General features: G+C 70.5%; 20 protein-coding genes. 9 read left to right on the top strand and 11 right to left on the bottom strand.

Annotated elements, in window-relative coordinates; translation table 11 throughout:
* Window positions 1-59: 59 nt before the first annotated feature.
* On the top strand, window positions 60-638 hold the full coding sequence (locus ACQPZX_RS39820) for a peptide deformylase (protein ID WP_433367540.1): 579 nt from the start codon (window positions 60-62) through the stop codon (window positions 636-638).
* A gap of 5 nt (window positions 639-643) precedes the next feature.
* On the top strand, window positions 644-958 hold the full coding sequence (locus tag ACQPZX_RS39815) for a CU044_2847 family protein (RefSeq protein WP_433367537.1): 315 nt from the start codon (window positions 644-646) through the stop codon (window positions 956-958).
* On the opposite strand, the gene ACQPZX_RS39810 is transcribed toward ACQPZX_RS39815, so the two are convergent.
* The 3 genes from ACQPZX_RS39810 to ACQPZX_RS39800 all read right to left on the bottom strand — a co-directional run bounded on the left by ACQPZX_RS39810 (window position 942) and on the right by ACQPZX_RS39800 (window position 5,159).
* Complete coding sequence (locus tag ACQPZX_RS39810; RefSeq protein ID WP_433367534.1) at window positions 942-1,988, bottom strand: LacI family DNA-binding transcriptional regulator; 1,047 nt, start codon at window positions 1,986-1,988, stop codon at window positions 942-944. The two genes, ACQPZX_RS39815 and ACQPZX_RS39810, sit on opposite strands and share 17 nt — an antisense overlap.
* A 91-nt stretch (window positions 1,989-2,079) precedes the next feature.
* Window positions 2,080-3,336, bottom strand: coding sequence for a DUF1996 domain-containing protein (locus ACQPZX_RS39805; RefSeq protein ID WP_433367531.1), 1,257 nt, complete (start codon window positions 3,334-3,336; stop codon window positions 2,080-2,082).
* A 56-nt stretch (window positions 3,337-3,392) separates the two neighbouring features.
* Entirely contained in the window at window positions 3,393-5,159 is a 1,767-nt protein-coding gene (locus ACQPZX_RS39800) for a galactose-binding domain-containing protein (protein WP_433367529.1), read from the bottom strand.
* 216 nt (window positions 5,160-5,375) lie between these two features.
* Here ACQPZX_RS39800 and ACQPZX_RS39795 point away from each other — a divergent pair, with 216 nt between their 5' ends.
* Window positions 5,376-6,008, top strand: a complete 633-nt coding sequence (locus tag ACQPZX_RS39795; RefSeq protein ID WP_433367526.1) for a DUF2461 domain-containing protein — start codon at window positions 5,376-5,378, stop codon at window positions 6,006-6,008.
* Here ACQPZX_RS39795 and ACQPZX_RS39790 read toward each other — a convergent pair.
* Window positions 5,964-7,175, bottom strand: a complete 1,212-nt coding sequence (locus tag ACQPZX_RS39790) for an MFS transporter (protein ID WP_433367523.1) — start codon at window positions 7,173-7,175, stop codon at window positions 5,964-5,966. The two genes, ACQPZX_RS39795 and ACQPZX_RS39790, sit on opposite strands and share 45 nt — an antisense overlap.
* Before the next feature lie 220 nt (window positions 7,176-7,395).
* Window positions 7,396-8,694: a hypothetical protein gene (locus tag ACQPZX_RS39785; RefSeq protein WP_433367521.1), complete on the bottom strand. Its 1,299-nt coding sequence runs from the start codon at window positions 8,692-8,694 to the stop codon at window positions 7,396-7,398.
* On the opposite strand from ACQPZX_RS39785, the gene ACQPZX_RS39780 reads away from it, so the two are divergent.
* Window positions 8,672-9,043: a hypothetical protein gene (locus ACQPZX_RS39780; RefSeq protein WP_433367519.1), complete on the top strand. Its 372-nt coding sequence runs from the start codon at window positions 8,672-8,674 to the stop codon at window positions 9,041-9,043. The two genes, ACQPZX_RS39785 and ACQPZX_RS39780, sit on opposite strands and share 23 nt — an antisense overlap.
* Window positions 9,044-9,112: 69 nt before the next feature.
* Here ACQPZX_RS39780 and ACQPZX_RS39775 read toward each other — a convergent pair whose 3' ends face one another.
* Together ACQPZX_RS39775 and ACQPZX_RS39770 are read right to left on the bottom strand one after the other, a co-directional pair.
* Window positions 9,113-10,273 (bottom strand): type III PLP-dependent enzyme, encoded by a 1,161-nt coding sequence (locus tag ACQPZX_RS39775; RefSeq protein WP_433367516.1) that lies wholly within the window; start codon window positions 10,271-10,273, stop codon window positions 9,113-9,115.
* A 40-nt stretch (window positions 10,274-10,313) separates the two neighbouring features.
* On the bottom strand, window positions 10,314-13,043 hold the full coding sequence (locus ACQPZX_RS39770; protein WP_433367513.1) for a putative bifunctional diguanylate cyclase/phosphodiesterase: 2,730 nt from the start codon (window positions 13,041-13,043) through the stop codon (window positions 10,314-10,316).
* A gap of 189 nt (window positions 13,044-13,232) precedes the next feature.
* Here ACQPZX_RS39770 and ACQPZX_RS39765 point away from each other — a divergent pair, with 189 nt between their 5' ends.
* Window positions 13,233-16,439: a GH92 family glycosyl hydrolase gene (locus ACQPZX_RS39765; protein ID WP_433367510.1), complete on the top strand. Its 3,207-nt coding sequence runs from the start codon at window positions 13,233-13,235 to the stop codon at window positions 16,437-16,439.
* On the opposite strand, the gene ACQPZX_RS39760 is transcribed toward ACQPZX_RS39765, so the two are convergent.
* Entirely contained in the window at window positions 16,416-16,838 is a 423-nt protein-coding gene (locus ACQPZX_RS39760) for a PPOX class F420-dependent oxidoreductase (protein WP_433367508.1), read from the bottom strand. The two genes, ACQPZX_RS39765 and ACQPZX_RS39760, sit on opposite strands and share 24 nt — an antisense overlap.
* A 91-nt stretch (window positions 16,839-16,929) precedes the next feature.
* Here ACQPZX_RS39760 and ACQPZX_RS39755 point away from each other — a divergent pair, with 91 nt between their 5' ends.
* Window positions 16,930-17,193 (top strand): hypothetical protein, encoded by a 264-nt coding sequence (locus tag ACQPZX_RS39755; RefSeq protein WP_433367505.1) that lies wholly within the window; start codon window positions 16,930-16,932, stop codon window positions 17,191-17,193.
* Here the strand turns inward: ACQPZX_RS39755 and ACQPZX_RS39750 are convergent.
* Window positions 17,178-17,846 carry a response regulator gene (locus ACQPZX_RS39750; protein WP_433367502.1) on the bottom strand — a complete coding sequence of 223 codons (669 nt, stop codon included), beginning with the start codon at window positions 17,844-17,846 and terminating at the stop codon, window positions 17,178-17,180. The genes ACQPZX_RS39755 and ACQPZX_RS39750 overlap by 16 nt on opposite strands.
* On the bottom strand, window positions 17,843-18,982 hold the full coding sequence (locus tag ACQPZX_RS39745) for a sensor histidine kinase (protein WP_433367499.1): 1,140 nt from the start codon (window positions 18,980-18,982) through the stop codon (window positions 17,843-17,845). Before ACQPZX_RS39745 ends, ACQPZX_RS39750 begins: the two co-directional genes overlap by 4 nt.
* A 55-nt stretch (window positions 18,983-19,037) precedes the next feature.
* Here ACQPZX_RS39745 and ACQPZX_RS39740 point away from each other — a divergent pair, with 55 nt between their 5' ends.
* The 3 genes from ACQPZX_RS39740 to ACQPZX_RS39730 all read left to right on the top strand — a co-directional run bounded on the left by ACQPZX_RS39740 (window position 19,038) and on the right by ACQPZX_RS39730 (window position 22,265).
* Window positions 19,038-19,964: an endonuclease/exonuclease/phosphatase family protein gene (locus ACQPZX_RS39740; RefSeq protein WP_433367497.1), complete on the top strand. Its 927-nt coding sequence runs from the start codon at window positions 19,038-19,040 to the stop codon at window positions 19,962-19,964.
* Between the two features lie 133 nt (window positions 19,965-20,097).
* Window positions 20,098-21,369 (top strand): vanadium-dependent haloperoxidase, encoded by a 1,272-nt coding sequence (locus ACQPZX_RS39735; RefSeq protein WP_433367494.1) that lies wholly within the window; start codon window positions 20,098-20,100, stop codon window positions 21,367-21,369.
* A 17-nt stretch (window positions 21,370-21,386) separates the two neighbouring features.
* On the top strand, window positions 21,387-22,265 hold the full coding sequence (locus tag ACQPZX_RS39730; RefSeq protein WP_433367491.1) for a shikimate dehydrogenase family protein: 879 nt from the start codon (window positions 21,387-21,389) through the stop codon (window positions 22,263-22,265).
* A gap of 16 nt (window positions 22,266-22,281) precedes the next feature.
* Here the strand turns inward: ACQPZX_RS39730 and ACQPZX_RS39725 are convergent, their stop codons facing one another.
* Window positions 22,282-26,043 (bottom strand): GH92 family glycosyl hydrolase, encoded by a 3,762-nt coding sequence (locus ACQPZX_RS39725; RefSeq protein WP_433367488.1) that lies wholly within the window; start codon window positions 26,041-26,043, stop codon window positions 22,282-22,284.
* Window positions 26,044-26,161 lie beyond the last annotated feature (118 nt).

Genomic DNA, 26,161 nt, shown 5'->3' with positions numbered 1-26,161 from the left:
GATCGTCTCATGCATGACGAGTTAGCATTTGGCTCTACCTGGGCGAGGGGAAGCGGTAGGTGCAAGTCCTCAGTCAGTTCGGCATCCTGCAGAAGCGCGACCTGCCGGCGGTGACGCAATCGGTCGACCTCGACCGGGAGGAGGGTCGCGAGTTCGCCGGCGACGTGCTGCGGCACCTGCGAAACGTCGCCGGGTGGGTCGGCCGGGTCCACCAGTTCAATCCCCGGGTCAGCCGGGGGATCGCGGCGCCGCAGCTCGGCATCTGCTACAAGATCGCGATAGTGAGCCGCCCGGACGTCCCGGACGGCTACCTCGAGCTGATCAATCCGCGCGTCGTCGAGGTGACGAACGAGGAGGTCGCCGACTACGAGGGCTGCCTGAGCTTCTTCGATGTCCGGGGGCGGCTGCTTCGCCCGTACGGGATGAAGGTCTCTCTTGATGGACGCTCGGAGCCGCGGGTCTTCACCGGGTCGCTGGCTCGCAGCATCGCCCATGAGATCGATCATTTGAACGGCAAGGTCTACACCGACAGGGCCCTGATGCCCCCCATCCCGGTCGCCGAATATCAGCGGATGCGGGAGGAGAACCGGATCGCGGCGGCGCCGGTCCCGTCCCGGCTGACGTGGCTTGTACTCTGACCCGAATGACGTCTCAGATCGTCACTTACTCCGTGGACGATGTCGCGGTTTCGTTCGAGATCCAGCCGGTCGACGGCTTCGTCCCCGCCACCTCCGCCGAGGAGGTGATCGGCCGGGTCCGCACCGCCATGGCCCCGGCGGTGGCGGCCGCCCGCGCGGTCCTCGACCAGGTGAAGGAGATGGCGCCCGACCGGGTCGAGGTGAAGTTCGGCATCAAGGTCACCGGCACCACCAACTGGCTGGTGGCGAAGGCCGCCACCGAGGGAAACTTCGAGGTGACGCTCGCCTGGGACCCGCGGGGGACTACGCCGAATCCCTGATCACCAGGGTCGGCTGGAAGGTCACCGACCGCGGCAGCCGTCCCGGGCTGGCGATGTGCGCCAGCAGCACCTCGGCCATCTCGGCCGCCATCTCCTCCACCGGCTGGCGCACGGTGGTGAGCAACGGCCGGCAGTCCAGCGCGGCGCTGCTGTCGTCGAAGCCCACGACCGCGATGTCGTCCGGCACCCGGCGGCCCAGGTCCTGCACCGCCCGCAGCGCGCCCTCGGCCATCAGGTCGTTGCCCACGAACAGGCCGTCGATGTCGGGGTGCCCGGCGAGCAGTTGCCGGGCCGCCACCTCGCCGCCGGAGCGGGTGAAGTCGCCCTCGATCGTCGGTACCGGCGAGAACCCGCGCGACGTCAGGTAGTCGCGGAAGCCCTCGAGCCGGTCGAGCCCCGACGGGATGTCCAGCGGCCCGCTGATCGTCGCCAGCCGTTGGCAGCCCCTGTTCAGCAAGTGGTCGGCCGCCAGCCGGGCGCCCAGCCGCTGGTCGACGTCGACGTAGCTGACCGCGATCGGCGAGGTGGGCCGGGCCGACACCACGGCCGGGATGCCGAGCTCGTGCACCTGCCGCGGCAGCGTGTCCTGCTCGTGGCTGCTGATCAGCAGGACCCCGTCGACGTGGCCCTGGCGCAGGTAGCGCACCACCTGGTGGTGGTCGGTCGAGTCGGTGGGGATGACGACCAGGTGGATGTCGTGCGGGCGCAGCGCGCTCGTCGCGCCGGCGGTGATGCGGCCGAAGTACGGATCCGTGAAGATCCGGTTGAGGAACGAGTTGTTGTCGGGCCGGTCGGGCTCGCTGATCACCAGGGCCACCGAGTTGGAGCGCCGGGTGACGAGGCTGCGGGCGGCGACGTTCGGCACGTACCCGGTCTGGGCGATCGCCCGCTCGACCATCTCGCGGATCTTGGCGTCGACGCTGGGCGCGCCGTTGATGACGCGGGAGACGGTGGCCCGGGAGACGCCTGCGGCCTCGGCCACCTGGTCCATCGTCGGGTGCTGGCCACCGCGGGCGGGCCGGGAACTCATGCGGTCTGTTATAGCACCGCCCGGAACGGCCCGGAGAGCGCTCTCATGGCGTGGGGCGCCGCCGTCACCCGCGGCGGCGCCCCTGCTCATCTCAGGGCCGTCCGTCGGCGCCGCACTTGACGATGATGCGGATGCAGTTGGTGACCCGCCGGGCCATCTCGTCGGCCGGCCAAGCGTTGAAGAAGTCGCCGTGCATCGTGTATCCGGGTCCCGACGCCAGCCGGAAGCCGGCCGGGTTGCCGCTGACCGGGTAGCGCATGACCTGCCGCAGCTTCGGCACCACGACCGGGTGGCTGGCCGGGCAGCCGTTGTTCACCGGGTACGCCATGTGGCTCTTGTGATCGGCCGAGTCCAGGTGGACGCCGTCCCAGCAGTGCGGGAAGTCCAGGTAGGACTCCAGCATCGAGCCGGCCGGGCAGGTGACGAAGTTGCTGGACGGGTTGACCTCGCCGTGGCCCAGGCAGGACCAGCGGGCGATCGTGTTGTCGGCGGGGCCGGTCGCCTTGGCGTTGCCGGCGACGATCCGCAGGCCGAGCGGGAACGGCTGGGTCTGCGCGATCAGGGCGTCGCTCACGCCCTCGCCGAGGTAGTAGAAGACGCCGGTGGTCGGTTCTACTGGGACATCATTGTTGTAGAACGTCGGGATCCAGTAGGCCGACTTGTCGACGCTCGGGTTGCAGTTACTGTTCGCGTTGAGCAGCGTGTCGACTGTCGAGTAGGCGTTCGTCCCTACGCTTCCGAAGAAGCTGTGCATGTGCGATGCACCGGGCATATTCGGAAAAATGATGGGATCATCTGGCAAGCGATGACTTGCCGGGCAATCGGCGAGGAACTCGGCCACGCGGACGGCGCCCGGCGGGATGGTCGGGCCGCCTGTGGCGCCGCCGCTGCCGAACACCTGGAACTCGTTGAGCGACACGCCCCACTGCGTGGCCCTGACCGTGGTCTCCAGCCGGACATATCGCCCCGAGCCGCTGACCGTCAGAGTCTGGCGACCGCCGGCCCCGGAGGTGGTCGAGTAGAGCGTGCTCCACGAGCTCCCGTTGGACGAGATCCGGACGCTGAAGCTCCGGGCGTACGCGGCTTCCCAGTCGATCAGTACCGATGTGACAGTCGCCGAGGCGCCCAGATCGACCTGAAGCCACTGAGGATCGCTGAACGCGCTCGACCAGCGCGTCCCGAAGTTGCCGTCCACGGCGTTCGAGGCCGGGAACGCCCCCGACTCGGTGGACGAGGCGGTGGCCGTCTTGCCCTGGGAGATCAGGGTGTCGGCGGCATTGGCACTGGTTGTGGGGATGATCAGAATAGCGGCGGCAGCCAGCACCACCGCTGCGACAAGCTTGCGCATCGGTGCACCCTTCGTGGATGGGGCGGGGCCTTTTGAGAAGGCCCCGCCCCGAGCCGTCACTGGTAGACGCGGACGTAGTCCACGAGCATCTGCGAGGGGAACGGCGTAGTGGCGTCGACCGGACCCGGCCAGTCACCGCCGACCGCGAGGTTCAGGATGAGGTAGAAGGGGTGGTCGTAGATCCACGCGCCCCGGGTGTTCTCCACCGTCTCCTTGCTGGCGTAGAAGACCTGGGTGTTGTCGAGGAAGTACTTGATGCCCTTCGAGTCCCACTCGGCGGCCCAGGTGTGGAAGTCGCCGGAGAGGTCCGCGCCGCCGGCCGCCTTGTACGAGCTGCCGTAGCCGCCACCGCCGTTGTACATCGGCGCGTGCAGCGTCGAGTAGCTGGTGAACGTGTCCTTGCCGAGCACCTCCATGATGTCGACCTCGCCGTTGTACGGCCACGGACGCCCGGTGAGGAAGTCGGCGCCCATCATCCAGAACGCCGGCCAGAAGCCCTGGCCCTTCGGCACCTTGATCCGCGCCTCGACCCGGCCGTACTGGAAGGTGAACTTGCCGCCCGTGTTCATCCGGTGTGAGGTGTAGTCGCGGCCGCCCACGGCCTCCTTGCGGGCCGTCATGACCAGGTGGCCCTGGCCGTCCATGGCCGCGTTGTCGCCGTTGGTGTAGTACTCCTGCTCGCCGTTCTGCCCGGTGCCCGGGTCGATCGTCCACTTCGACTGGTCGACGCGCGTGCCGGAGCCGCCGTTGAACTCGTCGGAGAAGACCAGCCGGGTGGCCGGGAAGGTCGGGTCGGCGGGCTTGGCGGGCGGCGTCGTCGGGTTGCCGCCGGTGCCGTACACGCTGAACTCCCACAGCGAGTAGCCGTAGGCGCTGCTGCGCGCCGTGCCGTACATCCGGACGTAGCGCCCGCTGCCGGTGGCGTTGATGACATCCTTGAAGCCGTCACCGGTCGTGGTCGAGTAGATCGTCGACCAGTTCGCAGCGTCGCCGGAGACCTGGATCTGGTAGGCCCGCCCGAACGCCGGGTCCCACTGCAGCACGACCTGGCTCACCTGTGCGGTGGCGCCGAGGTCCACGTAGATCCAGCCCGGGTCGACCCAGCCGCCGGTCGGGTTGGTGGCCCAGCGGCTCGCCGGGTCGTTGTCGAACGCCTTGTCGGCCGTGCACGGGTTGCAGTTCGCGTCGTTCTGCTCGGACGATGCGCGCGCCGGCTTGTTGTAGGACAGCAGCTTCGCCCCGCCGCTCGAGGTGGGCGGGGTGGTGGTCGGCGTGGTCGGCGGCGTCGTGGTGCCACCCGAGAAGACCTGGAACTCCCAGAAGGAGTACCCGTACGCCGCCAGCGCCCGCGTCGTCAGATTGATCCGGACGTACCGGGCGCTGCCGGTGACCGCGATGCTCTGCTGACCGCCGGTGCCGGTGGTCGTCGAGTACGCCTGCGTGTAGGCGGACCCGTTGGTGGAGAACTGAATCGTGAAGGCCGTCGCGTACGCGGCCTCCCAGTTGATCGCGATCCGGCTGACCGAGGTGGTCGCGCCGAGGTCCACCTGCCACCACTGCGTGGCCGACCACGTGCTGGCCCAGCGGGTGCCGTTGTTGCCGTCGTTCGCCTCGGTCGCCAGGTAGGCGCCGGCGACCTCGGTGGACGACGCCGTGGCCGGTTTGCCCTGCGAGACGACCACCTCGGCGGCGTTCGCGTCGGGCGAGGCGGCGAGGAGGAAGGTGGCCAGCAGGCCGGCCAGCCCGGCGGTGAAGGCGAGGAATCGGGTCGGTGACGGCCGGCGCCGGCGCGTCCCGAGCCCGTCCAGGACTGGGGATGTCATGGGGCGACTCCTGGTTGGGGGATGTTTCCGAGCAATGTCCCGTCGGGGAACGGGCTGTGAAAGCGCTCTTCGATACGACACTGTGAACCGCTGTTTCTACGCCTGTCAATGCCTGCTAGCGGCTCAGGAAGCGCTTTCTGATCTTGAGGTGTGATGACCGCGCAGGTCGGCCACGAGATCGGGCCACGGTTCCGGAACTTTCCCTAGACTCGCGGGGTGACGTTCCGTGGCTGGCCGAGTGAGGCGCTCGAGTTCTACGAAGGCCTCACCGCCGACAATTCCAAGACCTACTGGACCGCCCACCTCCCGTTCTACGAGGAGCAGGTGCGCGGCCCCATGCTGGAGCTGCTCGCGGCCCTGGAGCCGGAGTTCGGGCCGGGGAAGATCTTCCGGCCGTACCGTGATGTGCGGTTCAGCAACGACAAGTCGCCCTACAAGACGCACCTCGGGGCCTGGATCGAGCGGGGCGGATACATCCAGCTCTCCGCGGACGGGCTCGCGGCCGGCTGCGGGATGTACCACCTCGAGCCCGACCAGCTCGACCGCTACCGCAAGGCCGTCGCCAACGACCGCACCGGCAAGCAGCTGACCGACCTGATCGCGGGCATCGAGAAGGGCGACGTCGACATTCACGGGCACAGCAGCCTGAAGACCGCACCCAGGGGCTATCCGAAGGATCACCCCCGGGTGGATCTCTTGCGCCACAAGGGACTCACCACCTGGACGGAATGGGAGCCCGCCGCTTGGCTGGGCACGTCGGAAGCCCAGAAGCGACTTGCCGGATTTTTCCGGACAAGTTGGCCTTTACGGGAGTGGCTCGACGACCACGTCGGCCCGCACCGGATCTGACGACCGGGCCGCCAGGCCGAACAGCGCCACCGCCGGCAGCAGGAACAGCCCCGCCACCGAGATGCCGGCGCCGATCGAAGCGCGCTGGGCCACCACGCCGACCGGAGGACCGCCGGCGATCTGGCCCAGCGCATCGGCCTGCGCCTGGATCGAGAACACCGTGGCCCGCGACCCCGCCTCGGTCGCCGACACCAGCCACACGCTCATGATCGGGTCCGCGGCGTCCCGCAGCAGCCGCACCAGCAGATACAGCGGCACGGCCACCCACCACTGCCCCGACAGCCCGAAGCCGATCATGGCAGCCGCGGTGACCCCCTCGACCACGGCGAGCAGCCGTCCGACCCGCCGCGGATGCCCGTCATGCAGCCGCCGCCCGACCAGCCCGGTCACCACGATCGACCCGAGCGCCGCCACCATCGCGAGCCCGCCGAAGACCAGCTCGATCGGCCGGTCGCCGACGAACGGCAGCAGGAACGGCTGACTGAGCCGATCAAAACCCTCACTGCTCAGCCCCGCGAAGAACGTCCCGGCCACGATCCCCGCCAGCAGCGTGCTGCCGCGGACCGCGCGGCCTCCGGCCACGACCTGCCGTCGCATCGAGTGGGTGGTCGCGGTGGGCGTCCAGCGTTCCTCTTTCATGAAGACCATGACGAGTACGCCGAGAGCGAGCGTCAACGCGCCACCCACGACAATCGGCACCGCCAGTCCGGCATAGGCGAGCACGATGGCCGCCAGGATCCCCAGCAACGATCCGGCCTGCCCGACCTGACCGCCCCGCACGAAGGCGCTCGTGACCCGGTCGGGCTCGATCTCGTCGGCGGCCCACGCTTCCTCGGCCCCGTCGACGCAGACCGCCCCGATCGACCAGATCACGTTGGCCACGAGCACCGCCGCGAACGAGGGGAACAACCCCCAGACGAGCAGCCCCACCCCCATCAGCAGATACCCGACGATGACCGACAGCCGCCGGCTCACCACGTCGGCGATCACACCGGTAGGCACCTGGGCAACGAAGCAGACCCCTTCCATCACGGTCCCGACCAGCACCAGCTGAAGCGGCGACAGCCCGACGACGGTGGCCTGATAGACGAGATTGAGGGTGAAGGCGGTCCGGCCCGCGAACGAGCCAAGACCACAAACAAGCAGATACAAACGGTACGGCGACATGCGAAGTCTCCGGGATCGAAAGGTCCCGGTGCGTCAAGTGGTGCGCGCCGCTCGCTAGAGGGTCATCAGCCCGGCAGCCCGCGCACAGCACCGGAGGAACACACGATGCGGTGCGGGGTTGTCATGGCGAGGAGTCTGTCGACGCCCGGCATCCCGGTCAAGCGATTTACGGGCGCGCCCGAGAACGAGGTCGGCGCGCGAGGCGGCGGAGGCCGTCCCGTCAGTGAGCGAGGCGGCGGAAGATGTGCGGGGCGGTGTTCAGCCCGGTCCAGACGACGACGGCGGTGACGCCGAGGACGAGGCTGGCGGCGCTGGCCACGGTGCCGATCGCCGAGGCCGCGACGAGCATCGGCAGCGTGCGCACGGCGATCGCCCCGCCGAGCGCGCGCACCGACGCCGCGTAGGCGAGGTTCCGGGTGAGCGACTCGCGCGAGGCGTCGGCGGCCACCCGGGCGTCCATGTCACCCTCGAACGCCGTCTGACTCAACCCCGCCAGGAACTGCGCGACCAGCACCATCGGCGCGAAGGCGGGCGCCAGGATCCATCCGGCCAGCATCCCGAGCCCCCAGAGCGACCAGCGCAGCACGACCGGCAGATGCAGCTTGCCGATCCACTCCACCGCGGTCGTCGAGAGCAGGCACCCCAGACTGAACGCCACCGCCGCGCCGGCCACCCACCCGTCGCCGTGCAGTTGCTCGGTCACCGGGATGGCAAGCAGAGCCGGCCCCGCCGCGAGCAGCATGACACCACCGCCGGCCCCCAACAGCCGCGGCGAGGGCAGGCGGAAGGGTTGCCGCCTTGAATGCCGGAACCGCTCGACCACGGGACCTCCGGCCAGGCCGTCAGGAGCACCGAAGCCCGGCCCGCTCGCCGTGCCCGGCCCGCCCGCCTCGCCCGACCCAGTGGCCGTGCCCGGCCCACTCACCGCGCCCGAGCGGGTCGTCGTGCCCGAGCCGGTCGCCGTGCCCCAGCTGCTTGCGGTGCTCGAGTTGCTCGCCGCGCGGGGATGGGCCGCTATCCGGGCGCGCCGGGCGGTGAGCACGGTGGGCAGCAACGAGCCGATGTAGACGATGAAGACCGCGTGGAGCAGCCAGCCGGTCGGGTAGCCGTCGGGGCCGTTGGGCAGCAGCGCGGCCAGCGCGGTGCCGGCCGCCTCGACGCCGGCGATGCACACGGCGTAGCGGGTCATCGAACGCGGTGAGGCGTCGACGGCGCTGACCTCGGCGCGCATCCCGGCGAAGCCGGCCCACGCCGCCACGTGCATGAGGACGATCCCGGCGGCGATCGCGGCGGGTGGCGCGCCGGCGACGAGGCCGCCGAGCACCGCGAAGCGCAGGACAGCCTCGACCCCGGCCGCGCGGCGCAGCAGCGACCGCCCGTTCAGCCGCCGCGACAGCCAGCCGGTGACCGGCGCCGACAGCACGACGCCGCCGAGCATGGCGGCGTTGTAAAGAGCCGCCTCGGCCAAGCCGCCGCGCGCGGTCGCGAGCAGCACGATGACGGTCCAGCCCAGCGCCATCCCGAAGGAGTCGACGATCCCGGAAACGAGCAACTCACGCACCCGCCCGGCCCGCCGCATCCCGCCAGGCCCGGCCCGCCGCCGCCCACGCCGCCCACTCCCACCCACCGACACGGCCCGCGGCGCGGCCACCGACACGGCCCGCGGCGCGGCCACCGACACGGCCCGCGGCGCGGCCGCCGCCGCGGTGCGCGACTCGGCTGCCGCCGCGGTGCGCGACTCGGCCAACGACGCGGTCAGCGGCCCGGCCGAAGGCAGGGCGGGCCGTGCCGCCTCGGCCGGCGCGCGGTGCGAGGTGGTCAGCTTGCCCGGCGGCGAGGGCGCCGCCCGTGCATCGCGGGTTGATTAGTCGCCGTTCGCGGCGAGCGGCAAGTCATCAACGATCGCCGGCGGCAAGACGTCGGCTTGCGGCACAGCATCAACGGTCGCCGCCCACGAACAGCGGGGTGGGCGGGGGGAAACCGTTGAAGGACGAAGCGTACGCCAGGGTGTAGGCGCCCGCCGATCCGAAGTAGACGACATCCCCGACCGCTAGGGTGGCCGGCAGCTCCACCCCGTACGCGATGGTGTCGGAACTGTCGCATGTCGGCCCGGTCAACGTGTAGCGCAGGCGGGGCGCCGAAGTGTGGTCGGCGAGTGACGTCCACATCGGATAGTCCCAGCCGCCGGGGGTCTGGATCGGCTCGATCAGGCCGTGGTAGGCGCCTACCTCCAGGAAGAGCCAGTGCTCGTCGCCGCGCATCTCGCGGCCGATGATGGTGGCGGCCATGACCGACGACTCGGCTACCAGGTGGCGGCCGGGCTCGGCGGCGATCAGCGCGGGGCGGTAGGGGAGGACCTCGATCTCGCCGGCGATGACCGCGCCGATCTGCTCGATGGAGGGCTCGGTGGCGAGGTAGCGGGCGGGGAAGCCGCCGCCGAGGTCGAGCATCTCCAGCGTGATGCCGTCGGCCAGCAGGCGCTCCATCAACTCGCCGGCGGCGCGGATCGCGGAGCGCCACGCGCTGGTGCTCTCGCACTGGGAGCCGACGTGGAAGGTGACGCCGTACGGCCGCAGGCCCATCCGGTCGGCGAGCAGCATGAGGTCGTAGGCGTCCTCGACGTCCGTGCCGAACTTCTGGGACAGCGGGAAGACGCTGGTGGTGTCGTCGACGCGCAGGCGCACGTAGACGGCCGCGCCGGGGGCGGCCTCCGAGATCTTGGCGAGCTCGCCGGGGGAGTCGACGGCGAAGCGCCACAGGCCGGCGGCGGCCGCGGCGGCGATGTGGCCGACCGGCTTGACCGGGTTGCTGTACAGCACGCCCGCCGGGTCGACGCCCTGCGCCTGGAGCATCCGCAGCTCGCCGATCGACGCGACCTCGAAGCCGGCGCCCGAGTCGGCCAGCGTCCGGAGGATCTCGGGCGACGGGTTGCACTTCATCGCGTAGAAGGTCGCCACCCCGGGCATCGCCGCGGTGAACGCTTCATACCGGGCCGCGACCGTTTCGAGGTCGGTGACCAGGTACGGCGTCGGCACGTCGATGAGGCGGAGGGCGTCCGGGGACAGGGACAGCCCGGGCGCGATGGTGCCCGTGAACATGGAACTCCTCGGGGAAGAGAACTCGGAGGGAAGGGGCGGATCAGCGGACGGCGTCGGCGCCGTCGAGGAACAGGCGGCCGGCCTCGTCGGCGGGGACCGGGCGGGAGAAGTAGTAGCCCTGGGCGAAGTGGCAGCCCATCTCGCGTAGCGCCGCGAGCTGGCCGAACTCCTCGATCCCCTCGGCGACCGTGGCCATGCCGAGGCTCTTGCCGAGCTGGACGATCGTGTCGGCGAGCGCGGTGTCGTCGGTGAGGGCGCCGAGGCGCTCCACGAACGAGCGGTCGATCTTGAGGGTGTCGACCGGGAAGCGGCGCAGGTACGCCAGCGACGAGTAGCCGGTGCCGAAGTCGTCGATCGCCAGCGTCACGCCGAGGGCCTTGAGCCGCAGCAGCTGCTCGAGGTTGTCGTCGGTGTCGGTCATCAGCACGCTCTCGGTCATCTCGAGGCAGAGCTGGTCGGCCGGCATGCCGGTCTCGGCGAGGATCCCGGCGACCACCTCGACGAGGTCGGCCCGGTCGAACTGGCGCACCGAGACGTTGACCGCCATCTTGACCTTGCGGCCGCCCGACTGGGCGCTCCACTCGACCGCCTTGCGGCACGCCTCGCGCAGCACCCAGCGGCCCAGCGGCACGATCAGGCCGGTCGCCTCGGCGATCGGGATGAACTCGGCCGGCGGGATCATGCCGCGCTCGGGGTGCTGCCAGCGGGCGAGCGCCTCGAAGCCGATGACCTCGCTGGTCGCCAGGTCGACAGTGGGCTGGTAGTGCAGGTGCAGCTGGCCGCGCTCGAGGGCGAGCCGCAGGTCGGCCTCCAGTTCCAGCCGCGCGACGAGGCCGGCGAGCATGTCGGGGTGGTAGGCGGCGTAGCAGCTGCCGCCGGCCGACTTCGCCTTGTACATGGCCAGGTCGGCGTTGCGCATGAGCTGCTCGGCGCCGTCGCCCTCGGGCTCGCCCAGCTTCGACGCCGAGGCGAGGCCGATGCTGGCCTGCACGTGGATGTCGCGGGTGTCGCTGCCGAACGGCTGCTCCAGGACCTCGACGATGCGCTGCGCGACGCGCTCGGCGTCGTCCCCGTCGTGATCGGCCCGGATCAGCACCGCGAACTCGTCGCCGCCGAAGCGCGCCACCAGGTCGCCGTCGCGGACCGATGCCCGCAGCCGGTCGGCCACCTGCACCAGCAGCTGGTCGCCGGCCAGATGCCCCAGGCTGTCGTTGACCTCCTTGAAGCCGTCCAGGTCGAGGAACAGCACCGTGACGTCGTCGGAGGAGGACGGGATCCGGTCGCGCAGCGCCTCGGCGACCCGCTCGCGGAACAGCGCGCGGTTGGCGAGCTGGGTGAGCGCGTCGTGGTACGCCTCGTGCACCAGCTGGGCCTGCAGTTCCTTGCGCTCGCTGATGTCGCGGGTGTTGAGCACGAGCCCGGCGACGCTGGGGTCGGAGAGCAGGTTCGTGATGGTCATCTCGGCCTGGCGGACCCGGCCGTCGCGGTGCCGCACCGGCAGTTCGAGCACGGTCGTCGCGTACGGCCGGCCGGCGACCTGCCGCAGCGCCTGGGCGAGCCGGACGGCCGACTCGGGGTCGACGAGCTTGGTGAGCCGCCGACCGGTGAGCACCCGCGCCGGGTAGCCGAAGACCCGCTGCACCGACTCGCTCTGGTAGAGCACGTCGGCCTCGGGCGAGACCACGGTGACGACGTCCGAGCTGTGCTGCACGAGCGCGTGGAACCGCTGCTCGCTGGCGAACAGCTCGGCCGTGCGATCGGCGACGCGGGCCTCGAGCGTACGGGTGAGGTCGCGGTTCTCCCGGAGGGTGAGCAGCTGCCGGCCCACGATCAGCAGGATCAGCGCCGACCGGGTGTAGGCGACGAAGAGGTTGCTGTGCCCGGTCTTGGCGTACCAGATGACGGTGGTGAACAGGGCCGCGAGCACCGCGACGTAGGGGAGCAGGATGCCGATCGGCTGGCCGCCGTCGGTGGTGGCGTCGTCCTCGTCGGTGGCCGGCGGGACCGGCTTGGTGGCGGCGAGCAGGATCAGCGAGAAGCCGGCGAACCAGCCGATGTCCGTGATCCCGCCGGACGAGTACTCGCCCTTGAGGTTGAGGTAGGCGTACGCGATGTCGGAGACCGCGAACGCGACGATGCCGCCGCCGACCAGGGCGAGGTGCGAGAACGTACGCCCGCGCCGGCGCTGCTGGGCGAGCATGTAGATCACGATGGTCGTGATGACCACGTCGCCGAGGGGGTAGGTCAGGCTCACGTAGAGGGCGAGCGCGGTGTCCTGCCCGGCCTCGATCAGCGGCGAGACCACGAAGATCCAGGCGATCAGCACGAGCGAGGCGGCGACCATCAAGCCGTCGAGCACGCTGCGGACGCGGTTGGCGAGCGCTTGCGTACGGCTCGGCATGATCAGCAGGCCCACCGGGGTGAGCGCGACCATCAGGAGGTAGCCGGCGTCGGCGATCGACGGGAACGGCGCCTCGACGCCGCGGAAGGTCTCCAGGTAGACCCAGGAGGCCTGGCCGATTCCCCAGCTGAGCACGCCCAGCCCGATGAACGCCCAGCCGCCGCGCATCCGGCCGCGGAACTGGTGCGCCCGCAGCAGGCAGGCGACGGCCGCGCTGATCGCGGCGTAGCAGAGCCCGAAGTTGGAGACCAGCTGCGCGGTGCGGGCGCCGCCGACGGCCGCGCCGAGGACCACCGCGAACGCCACCACCACGGCGCCGACCACGAGGCACAGCCGCGCCCAGCGGCTCAGTGCAACCCTGCCTGTCATCGGCGCTCCGTCGGTGGATGTCCGTCCCGGGATGGACGGATGTACCGGAGATCGGGATCACCGCGCCGCGCTTGAGGGTTTCCCTGGGCAGAACCTGTGGCGCCGGGTGCAATTCGGGTGCAGCTCCATTGACATTCGTCTCTGTTGCGACAACGTTGTCATAGAGACGGAAGATCACCGGAGGTTGCGATGCTCCCCTCAGTCACCGCCGTCCTGCTCGCCGCCACGATGGCTGTGGCGCCGTTGAACAAAGCGCCCGCGGACCCTGTTGATCTTGTCAACCCGTTCGTCGGCACCGAGAACTTCGGCAATACCTTCCCGGGCGCGAGCGCACCCTTCGGCATGGTGCAGGTCAGCCCGGACACCGGCGGCCAGGGCGGCTACGACTACCGGCAGACCTCGATCTACGGCTTCAGCCAGACGCACCTCTCCGGGGTCGGCTGCGGCGTGGCCGGCGAGCTGCCGATCATGCCGACGACGGGCGCGATCACGAGCGTCGACCCGGCCGCCTACCGCTCGGCCTACTCGCACGACGACGAGGAGGCCACGCCGGGCTACTACCGGGTGGGTTTGACCAAATATCAAATATCAGCGGAGCTCACCGCGACCGCGCGCACCGGCTGGCAGCGCTACGCGTTCCCGTCCACCACGGCGGCGAACGTCCTGTTCAACACCGGAAAGGCCAATCAGTCCGTCTTCGACTCCGAGATCCACGTCGTCGGCGACCGGACCGTCGAGGGGCGCGTGCACGCCGGCAACTTCTGCGCCGGCAAGGACGACCACACCGTCTACTTCACCGCCCAGTTCGACCGCCCGTTCGCGTCGTTCGGCACGTGGCGCGGGTCGACCCTCTCCACCGGCAGCAGGGACGCGTCCGGATCGGGCGGTAACGGAGCCTCCGTCACGTTCGATGCGTCTTCCAGCAACACCGTCACGGTCAAGGTGGGTCTGTCCTACACCGGCGTCGCGGGCGCCCGCGCCAACCTGGCCGCCGAGACCGGCGACACCTTCGACTTCGACCAGGTCCGTGCGTCGCTGCGCGCCAAGTGGGTGGCCGCTCTTGCCAAAATCAAGATCGACGGGGGTACGGACGAGAGGCGCGTCGCCTTCTACACGGCTCTCTACCATTCCCTGCTGCACCCGAACCTGGCCGGCGACGTCGACGGTTCGTACGTCGGATTCGACCGCGCCGTGCACAAAGCGGACGGCTACACGCCGTACCAGAACTTCTCGCTCTGGGACACCTACCGCCCGCAGAACCAGCTGCTCGAGCTGCTCACCCCGGACGTGGCCCGGGACGTGGCGCTGTCCGTGGTGGCGATCGGGCGCGACGGCGGGTGGCTGCCGCGATGGGCGCTCGCCGACAGCGAAACCAACATCATGACCGGCGATCCGGTCACGCCGTTCCTGGTGGAGGCGTGGTCGAAGGGGTTGCTGCGGGGGCACGAGGAGGAGGCGTACGCGCTGCTGCGCGCCAACGCGACGAGCCAGCCGCCGGCGTCGTCGCCGTACAACGGGCGAACCGGGGTCGACTACTACAGCGCCCGCGGCTACATCCCGTCCGGCCTGCGGCTCGGGACGGACTGCGTGGCCAAGGGCGGCGACAACGACTGCCAGCACCCGGCCTCGGCCACGCTCGAATACGCGGCGGCGGACGCGGCCCTCGCGCTGATGGCCCGGGGCCTGGGCAAGACGGCCGACGCGGCGATGTTCGCCGGGCGCGGGCAGTGGTACCGCAACCTCTGGGACTCCTCGATCAAGCAGTTCCGGCCGCGCACGGTGGCGGGCACCTGGCTGACGCCGTACGACCCGGTCGCGGCGGCCGAGCAGTTCCATGAGGGCGGGGCGTATCAGTACCAATGGCTGGCGCCGCAGGATCCGGCGGGGCTGGTGGGGCTGATGGGCGGGCGCAAGGCCACCGAGAAGCGGCTGGACGACTTCTTCGCGTACCCGTCGCTGCTGACCGACCCGGCGGGAACCGCCCGCAACCAGTGGATCGCCAGCCCCTACGACTATTACGCCAAGCCCACCTACAACCCGAACAACGAGCCCGACCTGCTCGCGCCGTACACGTACCACTGGGCCGGCGCGCCGGCGAAGACCGCGACCGTGGTGCGCGCCGCGATGACCCTGTTCACCACCGGGCCGGACGGGATGACCGGCAACGACGACCTCGGCACGATGAGCGCCTGGTACGTCTTCTCGTCGCTGGGCCTCTACCCGACGATGAGCGGGGCGAACTTCCTGGCGGTGTCGAGCCCGCAGTTCCCGTCGGCGCTCGTGCAAGTCGGGGCCGCCACTCTCACGATCACCGCGCCCGGCGCCTCGGACGCCAACCGCTACATCCAGCGGGTCAAGGTCAACGGGCGTGCGCAGTCGCGGAACTGGATCCCCTGGTCGGCGATCGGCTCGGGCGGGACGATCGCGCACACCCTCGGGACCACGCCGTCGTCGTGGGGCACCGCGGCGGCCGACCAGCCGCCCTCGGTCAACCAGGCCCCGGCCGACTCCCGCACCCACCTGGACGCCTCGGTCCGGCCCTCGTCGGCGGCGCTGGCGCCGGGCGGCAGCGTGACCTTGACCGTGGACATCGTCGGGCAGGCGCCCGGCGTGCTGCACCCGCGTCTTGCGGTGACCGCTCCCGAGGGCTGGCAAGTTTCCGTCCGCCAGCCGGGGCCAATCGTCTCCCATCGGAGGCCGACCGCCGCCTCAGGGACGGTGACGGTGTCGGCTCCGGCGGGGACGGTGCTCAGCTCGTACCCGCTGAAAGTGACGGTGAGTGGCGCCCAGCCGGTGGAAACGACGGCGAGCTTGGTCGTCAGTAAGCCTTTGACCTGCGCCTTTGTCAGTGACTCCCGGTGCGCCGTGTCGCTCGGCGGTCGGCTCGACCGCGACGGGACCGCGACCGTCTCGTCGCCCGCGGAGGGAAATTTCGACGGCGGCGGCTGGAGCTACGACGCGGCGCTGCTGCCCGCCGCCGGCCCGGTGACGTGGGGAGGCGTGCCCTTCGACGCGCCCGACCCGACCGGGACGGCGCCGAACTTCGTGCAGGCGAAAGGCCAGTCGCTGCTGCTTCCGGAGTCCGCCGCAAGATCCGTACATTTTATTTTGACCTCGCACAACGGCCCGGTCGGCGGCGCGATCACCCTCGGCTACGAGGACGGGACGAGCGCCGACGTGCCGCTCACGGTGGCCGATTGGTGCGGCAGCGCGACCACCGGCACGACGACCGCGCTGGCGATGGACCACCGAATCAAGGCCGGCCAGGGCGTCGACGGCCCACCGGTGAGCCTCTTCGAGGCGACGATCCCGGTGGGCGCGGGCCTGCGGTCGGTCACGCTCCCGTCGGAGCAGCGCCTCTTCCTCTATGCGCTAACCCTGGACCCAGCCGTATAGGTGCTCGACGTGGATGCGGACGACCAGCCGGCCGTCCGCCACCATGGCCCGGCGGTAGTCGTCCCAGTCCGGGTGCTCCTTGCCCGCGATCAGCCGGTAGACCTCGATCAGCTCCTCGACCACCGCGTCGTCGAGCGCCCACGACACCGCGCTCAGCTCGGCCGTGCCCTCGGCCACCGCGTACCCGTAGCCGTCCGGGGCGGTCACCTTCATGCTCACCCGGGGGTCGCGGCGCAGGTTGTGCACCTTCGCGAGCGCCGTCCGGGTGGAGAAGCGGATGAGCCGGTCCGCGGCGTGGAAGCTGACGTCCGACAGCTGCGGCCGCCCATCCTTCTTGATCGTCGCCACCGTCCCCAGCGAGCCGGCCGTGATGACACCCCAGAGGAGATCTTCTGACATGATCCGAACCATAACTCGGTAAAAAGGACCAGACCGGCGATCGCTCTCGACGGCGATGTGCCACGCCGCCGCCGTCCGTAGCGTCCCGCTCATGGATTCGCGACCCCTCGCCACCAGCTCGCTGATCGCCGGCCTCCTCAGCTTCCTGCCGGCCCCGGGCCCCCTCGCCGGCCTGATCGCCATCGTCCTGGGCCTGCTCTGCCCCACCGATCACACCGGCCGCCGCCCGGCGCCGGCCCGCGCCGGCATCGTCCTCGGCGCGGTCAGCGTCCTGCTGCTGGCCGCCTTCTGCTTCGTCTACTTCGGCTTGCTCGGCTACCCGTTCCCGCACATCGAGCCCTACCAGGGCGAATGACCCCTCCGGGGCAGCGTGGCGATGCCCTCCTCGAAGGCGTAGATCACCGCCTGCACCCGGTCGCGCAGGCCGAGCTTCGCGAGGATGCTGCCCACGTGCGTCTTCACGGTGTGCTCGCTGACCACGAGGTCGGTGGCGATCTCCGCGTTGCTGCGCCCGCGCGCCAGCGCCACCAGCACGTCGACCTCCCGCGGCGTGAGCACCGCGCTGGCCCTCGTTTCGGGCCTCGGCGCCGTCTTCACGAACTCCGCCAGCAGTCGCCGGGTCGCACTCGGCGTCAGTAGCGCATCCCCGGCCGCCACCACCCGCACGGCGTCGATCAGGCCCGCCCGTGGCGTGTCCTTCACGAGAAACCCGGAGGCCCCGGCCCGCAGCGAGTCGAGCACGTGCTCATCCAGGTCGAAGGTGGTCAGCATGATCACCCGTGGCTCCGGGCTTCCGGCCACGATCTCGGCGGTCGCCCGGATGCCGTCGACCTTCGGCATGCGGATGTCCATGAGCACGACGTCGGCTTCGGTCGCCCGTACGAGCGCGGCCGCGCCTTCGCCGTCGCCAGCCTCCCCGACCACCTCGATGTCGGGCTGCGCCTCCAGAATCATCCGCAGCCCGACCCGTACGAGCTCCTCGTCGTCGACCAGCACCACCCGAATCATTCGTCAGCTCCGTCTGCCCCGCCCGACCGAAGCGTCACCCGCCACGTCTCCCCGTCCCGCCCGCACTCCAGCTGCGCCCCGATGCTCGCGGCCCGCTCCCGCATGTTCCGCAACCCCCGCCCGCCGGTCTCCCTCCCGAGATCATTCCCGGCGCGGTTGGTCACCGTCACGACCGGTCCCTCGGCGATCTCGACCGTGACCGGCTCGCCCGGAGCGTGCTTGCGGGCATTGGTCAGCGCCTCCTGAACTATCCGGTAGACCGCAAGCCCCACCGCCCCGCCGACCGCGCCGGGCAGGCTCGAACGCAGCTCCACCGTCATGCCCGCCTCCCGCACCGTCTCCACCAGCGCCGGGAGATCATCGGTGGTCGGCAGCGGCCGGCGCTCATCGTCCTGGCGCAGCATCGCCCGTAGATCGGTCATCGCCTCCCGCCCGGTGGCGGCGATCCGCTCCAGCGTCTCCGGGCTCGGATCGCCGGTCTCGGCGCGAGCGGCGGCGCCCTCGGCGAGCACCACCATCACCCCCACCGAGTGCCCGAGCAGGTCATGCATCTCGCGCGCGATCCGGTTGCGCTCCTCCGCGACCGCCCGCGCCGCCTCGGCCTCGTGCCGGGCCCGCTCCGCCGCGGCCCGTTCCTCGCGTTGCCGTTCCTCCCGCTGCCGCGACCGGCTCAGCGTGCCGGCCAGCCAGGCGACCCCCGCGGCGAGCGCGACGTTCAGCCACTCGTAGGGCTCCGCCTCGGCCGGCCGTGACAGCAACACGACCGGCGTCCCCAGCAGCGCCAGCGCCAGGAAGAAATAGGACTGCGCCCGGCTGCCGTACGCCGCGATCGCATGCAGCCCGACCAGCGCGCCGAGCGGGACCAGCGGGCTCGGCCATCCGGCGAAGCCGTAGGCGATCGCGCTCGGCGCGATCAGAATGTTGGCCAGCAGCGGGCTCTGCCGGCGCAGCACCAGCGGCAGCGTCTGCCCGGCCGCCGCGACGTAGGCCCACGGCGTGACCGAATCCGCCGCGCTCAGCGGCAGCAGGGTGAGCCCGAAGAGGACGAGGGCGAGCAGCCCGTCGACCATCAGCCGGCTCCGCGTGGTGGCGGCGGCCCCGGTCTCGAACTGCCGGCTCACCCAGGACAGCTGCATCGCGTGACGCTATCGGAGCGCGGGCCCATCCGAACAGCGCCGTTACTGTGGAACGGTGCCCAAGATTCGAGCCTTCGCGCTGAGCCTCATGGCACTGACCACCCTCGCCACCTTTGCGGCCCCGAAACCCGCCGCCGCGTCGATCGCGGGCCCCGATCCCGGCTCCTCCGCCATCGACACGCTCGCCGGCACCGCCGATCGCACCGACCTCGACGTGATGACCTTCAACCTCCGGTACGCCGGGAGTGTCCCGCCGAACTCGTGGGCGCAGCGGCGCCCGGTGATGCGGACGCTGCTCACCGCCGAGCACCCCGACCTGATCGGCACCCAGGAGGGGCTTGCCGGCCAGCTGCGCGACGTCCGGAGCGACCTGGGCGAGGGCTACGACTACATCGGCGAGGGCCGCGAGGGCGGCGACCTCGGCGAGCACATGGCCATCTTCTTCGACAAGGCCCGGTTGCTGCCGCAGAAGTCCGGCAACTACTGGCTCTCCCCGACCCCGCAGGTCCCCGGATCGATCGGCTGGGGCTCGGCCCACCGGCGCATGGTTACCTGGGTCCTCTTCGCCGACCTTGAGACCGGCCGCCACTTCTACGCGGTCAACACCCACCTCGACAACGTCAGCGAGTACGCCCGCCGCCAGGGCGCGACGCTCATCGGCGACCGGCTCGCCGAGCTCGACCCGCTGCCGATCGTGATGACCGGCGACTTCAACAGCGCCGCCGAGCCGGAGAGCGAGGTCTACCGGCTCATGGTCGAGCGGGCCGCCCTCCGCGACACCTGGACCGAGACGCTGCGCCGGGGCCCGGCATGGGCGACGATCCACAACTACCAGGCTCTGGTACGCGACGGCGAGCGCGACGACTGGATCCTCGCCTCGCCGGGAGTCACCGCGCTGGCCACCTTGGCCAACACGTACCGCGACGGCAGCCAGTACCCGAGCGACCACCTGCCCGTCCAGGCCCGCCTCCGCCTGCCGTAAGGCCGCGAAGAGTCCGAGATCTACCAGCGGAAACGGCCGTCCGGCCGAGGGTGCGTCCCCGCGCGCCGGAGCAGCGTCGTCGCTGGAATCCGGAACAAAGCTGAAACCCGGAACAAAGGGGAGGGAGTTCGTCATGAGCACTGTCCGCCGCGTCGCGGTGGCGGCCGCCGCCGTCGCTCTGATCCCAGCGTTTGCCGGGCCGGTGGAGGCGTCGCCTCCGCCCGAGACGGCATCGGTGATCTCCGACTGGAACGCGATCGCCACGACGACCCTGCTGGGCGACACCGGCGAGGCGCCGCAGGAAACCTTCATCTACGTCGCGTTCACGCACGCCGCCATGTATGACGCTGTCGTCGGCGTGCATCCGCGCTACGAGTCCTACCGCCGGCACGCTCCCGCCCCGCGGCGAGCGTCGGCCACCGCGGCCGCTGCGGCAGCAGGACACAAGATTCTGGAAACCTATTCACCGTACGCGCAGTCCGCGCTCGACAGCGCTCTTGCCACCTCGCTGGCGGGGGTGCCCGACGGCGCCGCCAAGACGGCCGGGATCGCCTACGGCGAGCAGGTGGCGCAGGACCTGATCGACCTGCGCGCCAACGACGGCCGGTACGCGCCCGTGCAGTACACCCGCGCTCCGGCGCCGGGCGTCTGGCGGCCCACCCCGCCGTTGAACGCGCCGATGGCCGTGCCCTGGCTCGGCGGGGTGACCCCGCTGCTCGCCCGGAACGTGGCCCAGTTCGCCCCGCCCGCGCCGCCCGCGCTCACGTCGCGCCGGTACACCCGCGATCTCACCGAGGTGAAGGCGCTCGGGTCGGCCACCTCCACGGCCCGCACGCCCGCGCAGACCGACACCGCGCTGTTCTTCTCCGGCAACGTCGCGGTGCAGGTCAACACGGCGCTGCGCGACCAGGCCGCGACGCGCCACCTGGACATCGTGGACGCCGCCCGGATGTTCGCGGCGGTCAACATGACGGTGCTGGACGCTTTGATCGTGACCTGGCAGACCAAGCTCGACCGCGCCTACTGGCGGCCGATCACCGCCATCCAGCTGGCCGACACGGACGGCAACCCGGCGACCGCCGCCGACCCGTCCTGGACCCCGCTGCTCACCACGCCGAACTACCCCGACTACGTGAGCGGCTACAACGCGGTGATCGCCTCGTCCTCCCGGACGCTGGAGAACGTCGTCGGCTCCCGGCTGAACCTCACGCTGACCTCCACCGCGGTGCCCGGCGCCGTCCGGCATTACGACGACGGCCGGGTGCTGCGCGCCGAGGTGGTCGACGCCCGGATCCTGCTGGGCATCCACTTCCGCACCGCCGACACCGAGGCCCGCACGCTCGGCGTCGACCTGGCCGACTGGGTGAACTGCCACTACTTCCGCCCCACCGGCCGGCGCGGCTGAAGCGGCATGATCGGGGCATGACGGCGACCCTGTGGTTCGTGGGAGTGTCGACCGGCCGGTCTCTGGTCAACGCGGCCTTTCCGCTCTGGATGGCCGACCTGGGCCGTGAGATCCGGCTGGTCGGGCGGGACGTGCCGGTCGGCGCGCCGGCGGGGACGTACCGCGCTCTGCTCTCGGAATTGAGGACGGGCGCGGCGCGGGGCGCGGTGATCACCTCGCACAAGGTCGCGGTGCGGCGCTCGGCCGGGGACCTCATCGACTGGCTCGACCCGATGGCGAACGAGTGCGGCGAGGTGAACGCGCTGCGGTGGGCGGACGGGGTTCTGTCGGGCTTCGCGCGCGATCCGATGTCGGTCGGGCGGGTGGTCGACGAGATCTGGCCGGGCGGCGAGCAGGTGGTGTGCCTCGGGGCCGGCGGGAGCGCGATCGCCCTGGGCCGTCACCTGCTGACCCGCCCGGAATCGCCGCGGCGGATGGTCTTCGCCGATCGGAGCGATGCGGCGGCGGGCCATCTCCGGACGGTCCTGACGCCGTGGGCGGAGCGGATCAGCGTGCACGTCGGCGCCGGGCCGTGGGACACGCTGGTCGCGAGCAGCCCGAGCGGCACCCTCGTGGTCAATGCCACCGGGCTCGGCAAGGACCGGCCGGGCAGTCCGCTCTCGGCGGACGTCACGTTTCCCGGGGCGGCCGTGGTGTGGGACCTGAACTATCGCGGTGACCTGGCCCTGCTCCGGCAGGCGCGGCGGCGCGGGGATCTGGTGGCGCACGACGGGTGGCAGCTGTTCTGCCACGGGTGGGCGGCCGCCCTCGCCCCCATCCTGGACCTGCCCGGCGAGCCGGCGATCGCACGCCGGTTCGCCGAGCTCGCCGCGCCGCTGCGGCCGGCCGGGCCATAGCGACCCGGCCGGCTGTCTACGGCTTGCCGAGCAGCTCCACCTCGGCGAGGCTGCCGGTCAGCTCCAGCGCGTAGTACTTGTACCGGCCCGGTGAAGCGATCTTGAAGGGCCGGGTCTGCAGGCGCCAGTCGAAGGTCTGGCCGGCGCGCCGGTCGATGGTGGTCCAGGTGGTGCCGTCGTCGGAGCCCTTCAAGCTCCAGGCGGCCGGGTCGGTCCCGGTCGTGTCGGCCGAGGTGAGGGTGTAGTAGGTGGCCCGCTCGCCGGCGTTCGCGAAGGTGTACGCGAAGCCGCCGTCGACCGCGGCCCGGGTCGTGCTGGTGTCGTCGACGAGAGCGGGGATCGACGCGGTGCCGGTGCCGGGGGCGGCCAGGTCACGCAGCGGAGTCGCGATGGCGTCGCCCTTGGTGAGCGACGGCGGCGGCGAATCGGCGCCCAACGACGACGGCTTCGAACCCATCGCGAAGTCGAGAACGGCGCCCTTCGCCAGCAGGGAATGCGGCAGCGACGTCGACTTGTAGGCCTTGCCGTTGACCTTCAGGCCCTGGATGTAGACGTTCGCAGCGCTGTTCCGGGGCGCGTTGACGACGATTTTCCGCCCGTTCTCGAGGTGGACCGTGGCCTTCTTGAACAGCGGCGAGCCGATCGCGTACGCGGGGCTGCCCATCTGCAGCGGATAGAAGCCGAGCGCCGAGAACACCTGCCACGCGGACATCTCGCCGTTGTCCTCGTCGCCGGGGTAGCCCTGCCCGATCTCACTGCCCAAATAGAGCCGCGACAACGCCTCTCGCACCAGCGCCTGCGTCTTCGAAGGTTGGCCGGCGTAGTCGTACATGTAGAGGATGTGGTGCGACGGCTGGTTGCTGTGGCCGTACTGACCCATGCGCACGTCGCGGGCCTCGAGCATCTCGTGGATGGTGCCGCCGTAGGAGCCGGGGAATCCGGCCGTCTCCGGGGTGTCGAAGAACTGGTCGAGTTTCGCGGCGAGACCGGCTTTCCCGCCGTACAGGTTGGCCAGTCCCTGACCGTCCTGCGGCACGTGGAACGCCATGTTCCAGCCGTCGGTCTCGGTGTAGTCGTAGCCCCACACCCGCGGGTCGTACTGGTCGGGGGTCCGGCGCCACTTGCCGCTCGAGTCCTTGCCTTGGAAGAACCCGACCGAGGGGTCGAACATATTGACGTAGTTCTGTGCCCGGTTGCGGAAGTACTCGGCTTCCTCCCGGTGTCCCAGGGCCGCCGCCATGTTCGCGATGCCGAAGTCGTTGATGTAACCGTCCATCGCCCACGACATCGCCTCGCCGGTGGCGTCGCTCGGCGTGTAGCCCTTGAAGATCGACGACGCGAGCGCCTTGCGCCCGACGTTCTGATTGGGCGGGGTCACCGTCGCGTTCTTCAGCGCGGCCCGATAGGCCGCCTCCACGTCAAAGCCTTTGACCCCCTTCAGGTACGCGTCGGCGAAGGCCACATCGGAACTCGTGCCGACCATGAGGTTCGCGTATCCGGGCGCCGACCACCGCGAGATCCAGCCGCCGTCCTTGAACTGCTGCACGAACCCGTCGACCATCTCGCCGGCCTCGCTCGGAGTCAGCAGCGAATAGGCCGGCCACGTCGTGCGATACGTGTCCCAGAAACCGTTGTTGACGTACACCTTGCCGTCCTTCACCGGCGCCCCGGTCTCGGTCGGCGTGCTGGACGGCGAGGTCACGGCCGACTGCACGGTGTGCTTGTAGACCGGCTGAGCCGAGGTTCCCGTGTTCTCGTAGGCCGAGTTCGGGTAGAGGAAAAGCCGGTACAGGTTCGAGTAGAGCGTGGTGAGCTGGTCCTCGGACGCGCCTTCCACCTCGATGGTGCGCATCTTCTTGTCCCACAGGCGCTGGGCCCAATCCCGCACCGATTCCACCGTGTCGCCGGCCGCGAGCTCCAGCTCGAGATTGTGCTTGGCCTGCGTCACGCTGATCAGCGAGGTCGCGATCCGCAGATTGACGGTCTTGCCGGAAAGCTTGAGGTATCCGGTGGACGGCCGATTGCCGGCCGGCAGCATTCCGCTCGCGGTGATCGGGGCATCCACCGTCGCGTAGACGAACATGCGGGTGTAACCGGCGGAAAGGCTGCCGCTGTTGACGTCGGACCAGCCGGAGAACGCCTGGTTCGCGGCGTCGATGGTGAGGCCCGAGTTGCCGTTGACGTTGTCGAGGATCAGGTTGCCGGCGTCCCCGGTGAAGGTGAAGCGGAACAGCGCCGCGTGGTCGGCCGGGGCGAACTCGGTCTTCATTCCGTTGTCGAAGGTGACTCCGTAGTAGTACGGCTTGGCCACCTCGTTGTCGTGGGTGAAGGCGAGCGCCCGATTCGCGCGAGTGGCGTCCGGAACGCCGGTGGCCGCCGATGGCATCACTTGGAACGTCTGCCGGTCGCCCATCCACGGACTGGGCTCGTGACTGGCCGAGAACGCCTGAATCGTGGGCCGGTTCGCCGCGTTGTTCTGCCGCGCCCACTGGTAGAGCCAACTGGTCGTGCCGGCGTCGGTCACCGGCGTCCAGAAGTTGAAACCGTGCGGCACCGCGGTGGCGGGGAAGTTGTTGCCCCGCGAGAAATCACCGGACGACTGCGTTCCGCGACGCGTGTCCGCGTACTCGGAAAGGTGGGCCTTGGGCCTCGCGGGCGCGACCTTCGCGATCGAGATGTCGTCGAACCAGGCCCGGAATTGCGTTGGCCCGCTCGGCTTGTCGTAACCGACCAGGATCCGGTCGATGGTCTTACCGGCCGCGACCGCGCCGATCCGCGACTTCCGCAGGTTCCACTGCGCGGTGTAGAGCGTCTTGGACGCGCCCTGCGCGGCCGGGCTCACCACGATCCCGTGCTGGTCGACCGCTTTGAGACCGGAGAGATAGGTGCCGTCGGTGAAGGCGAGATCTACCGCCGTGTACGTCGCGGGATTGCTCAGATCGGTCCGGTTGAGTTCCGGGAACACCAGATAGGACAGCTCGGTGTCGGCACGCACGGTCACATCGACGTCGAAGACCTTCGCGTACGCGTAGCCGCGCCCCGCCGCCGTGTGCCGCCCGGCCAGCGTGAACGCCTTGAGCCCGGTGTACCCGGCGCCGGCCTTGGCGGTCGGCGAGCTGGCCGGCCCGTTGCCCACCCGGCTCTGCGGCGGCCCGGACGGGGGCGGCGCGGTGTTGGCGTCCGCGAGCTCGAGATCGGCGAGCTGGGTGAGGTTGCCCGACGGGTGCCCGGTGATCGTCAGCCGGTAGATCGGGAACTCGGCCGGCGTCGCCACGTCGTAGACCTTGGTCTGGAACCGCTCGCCGAACGTCTCGCCGGCGCGGGTGTCGACGGTGGTCCAGGTCGTGCCGTCGGCGGAGCCCTGCAGCGTCCAGTCCCGCGGGTCGCGCTCGGGGGCGTCGTTGGCGCTGGTCAGGGCATACTTCACGACTGTCGCGGGGGCGTCCAGCGTGTACTGCGCCCAGCTCGGCGAGGTGTCCACCAGCCATTTCGTCGCGGCGTCGCCGTCGTTGAGGTTGTTGCCGTTCTCGCCGGCGTTGGGCTGCGCGTTCACCGCGATCGCGGTGACGTGCGCGCGCAGGCTGCCCGGCATGCCGGCACTGATGACGCCGTCCACGCCGTCGGCGCGCTCGGGGGTGTCGGTCCAGTCGGGCTGCGGGTCGCCGGACTCGAACGACGAGCCGAACGAGGCGCCGGCGGCGCGCGCCGGGCTCCCGATCAGCACGGCGCCCAGCAGGCTCAGGGCCATCGAGGCGACTATCCATCGTGGTCGGCGCATCCGGGCTCCTTCGATCGTCTGCGTAACCTCGCTCCAGACATCGTTACCGGTAAATATCTTTGCGGACAAGGGTTGTTCGCACATAAACGCCCACTGATTGACATCGATGTCAGCGAAC

It is taken from the genome of Actinoplanes sp. CA-142083, assembly GCF_050942195.1.
Taxonomy (GTDB): Bacteria; Actinomycetota; Actinomycetes; order Mycobacteriales; family Micromonosporaceae; genus Actinoplanes.
This window is presented reverse-complemented; position numbering and strand designations above follow the sequence as displayed.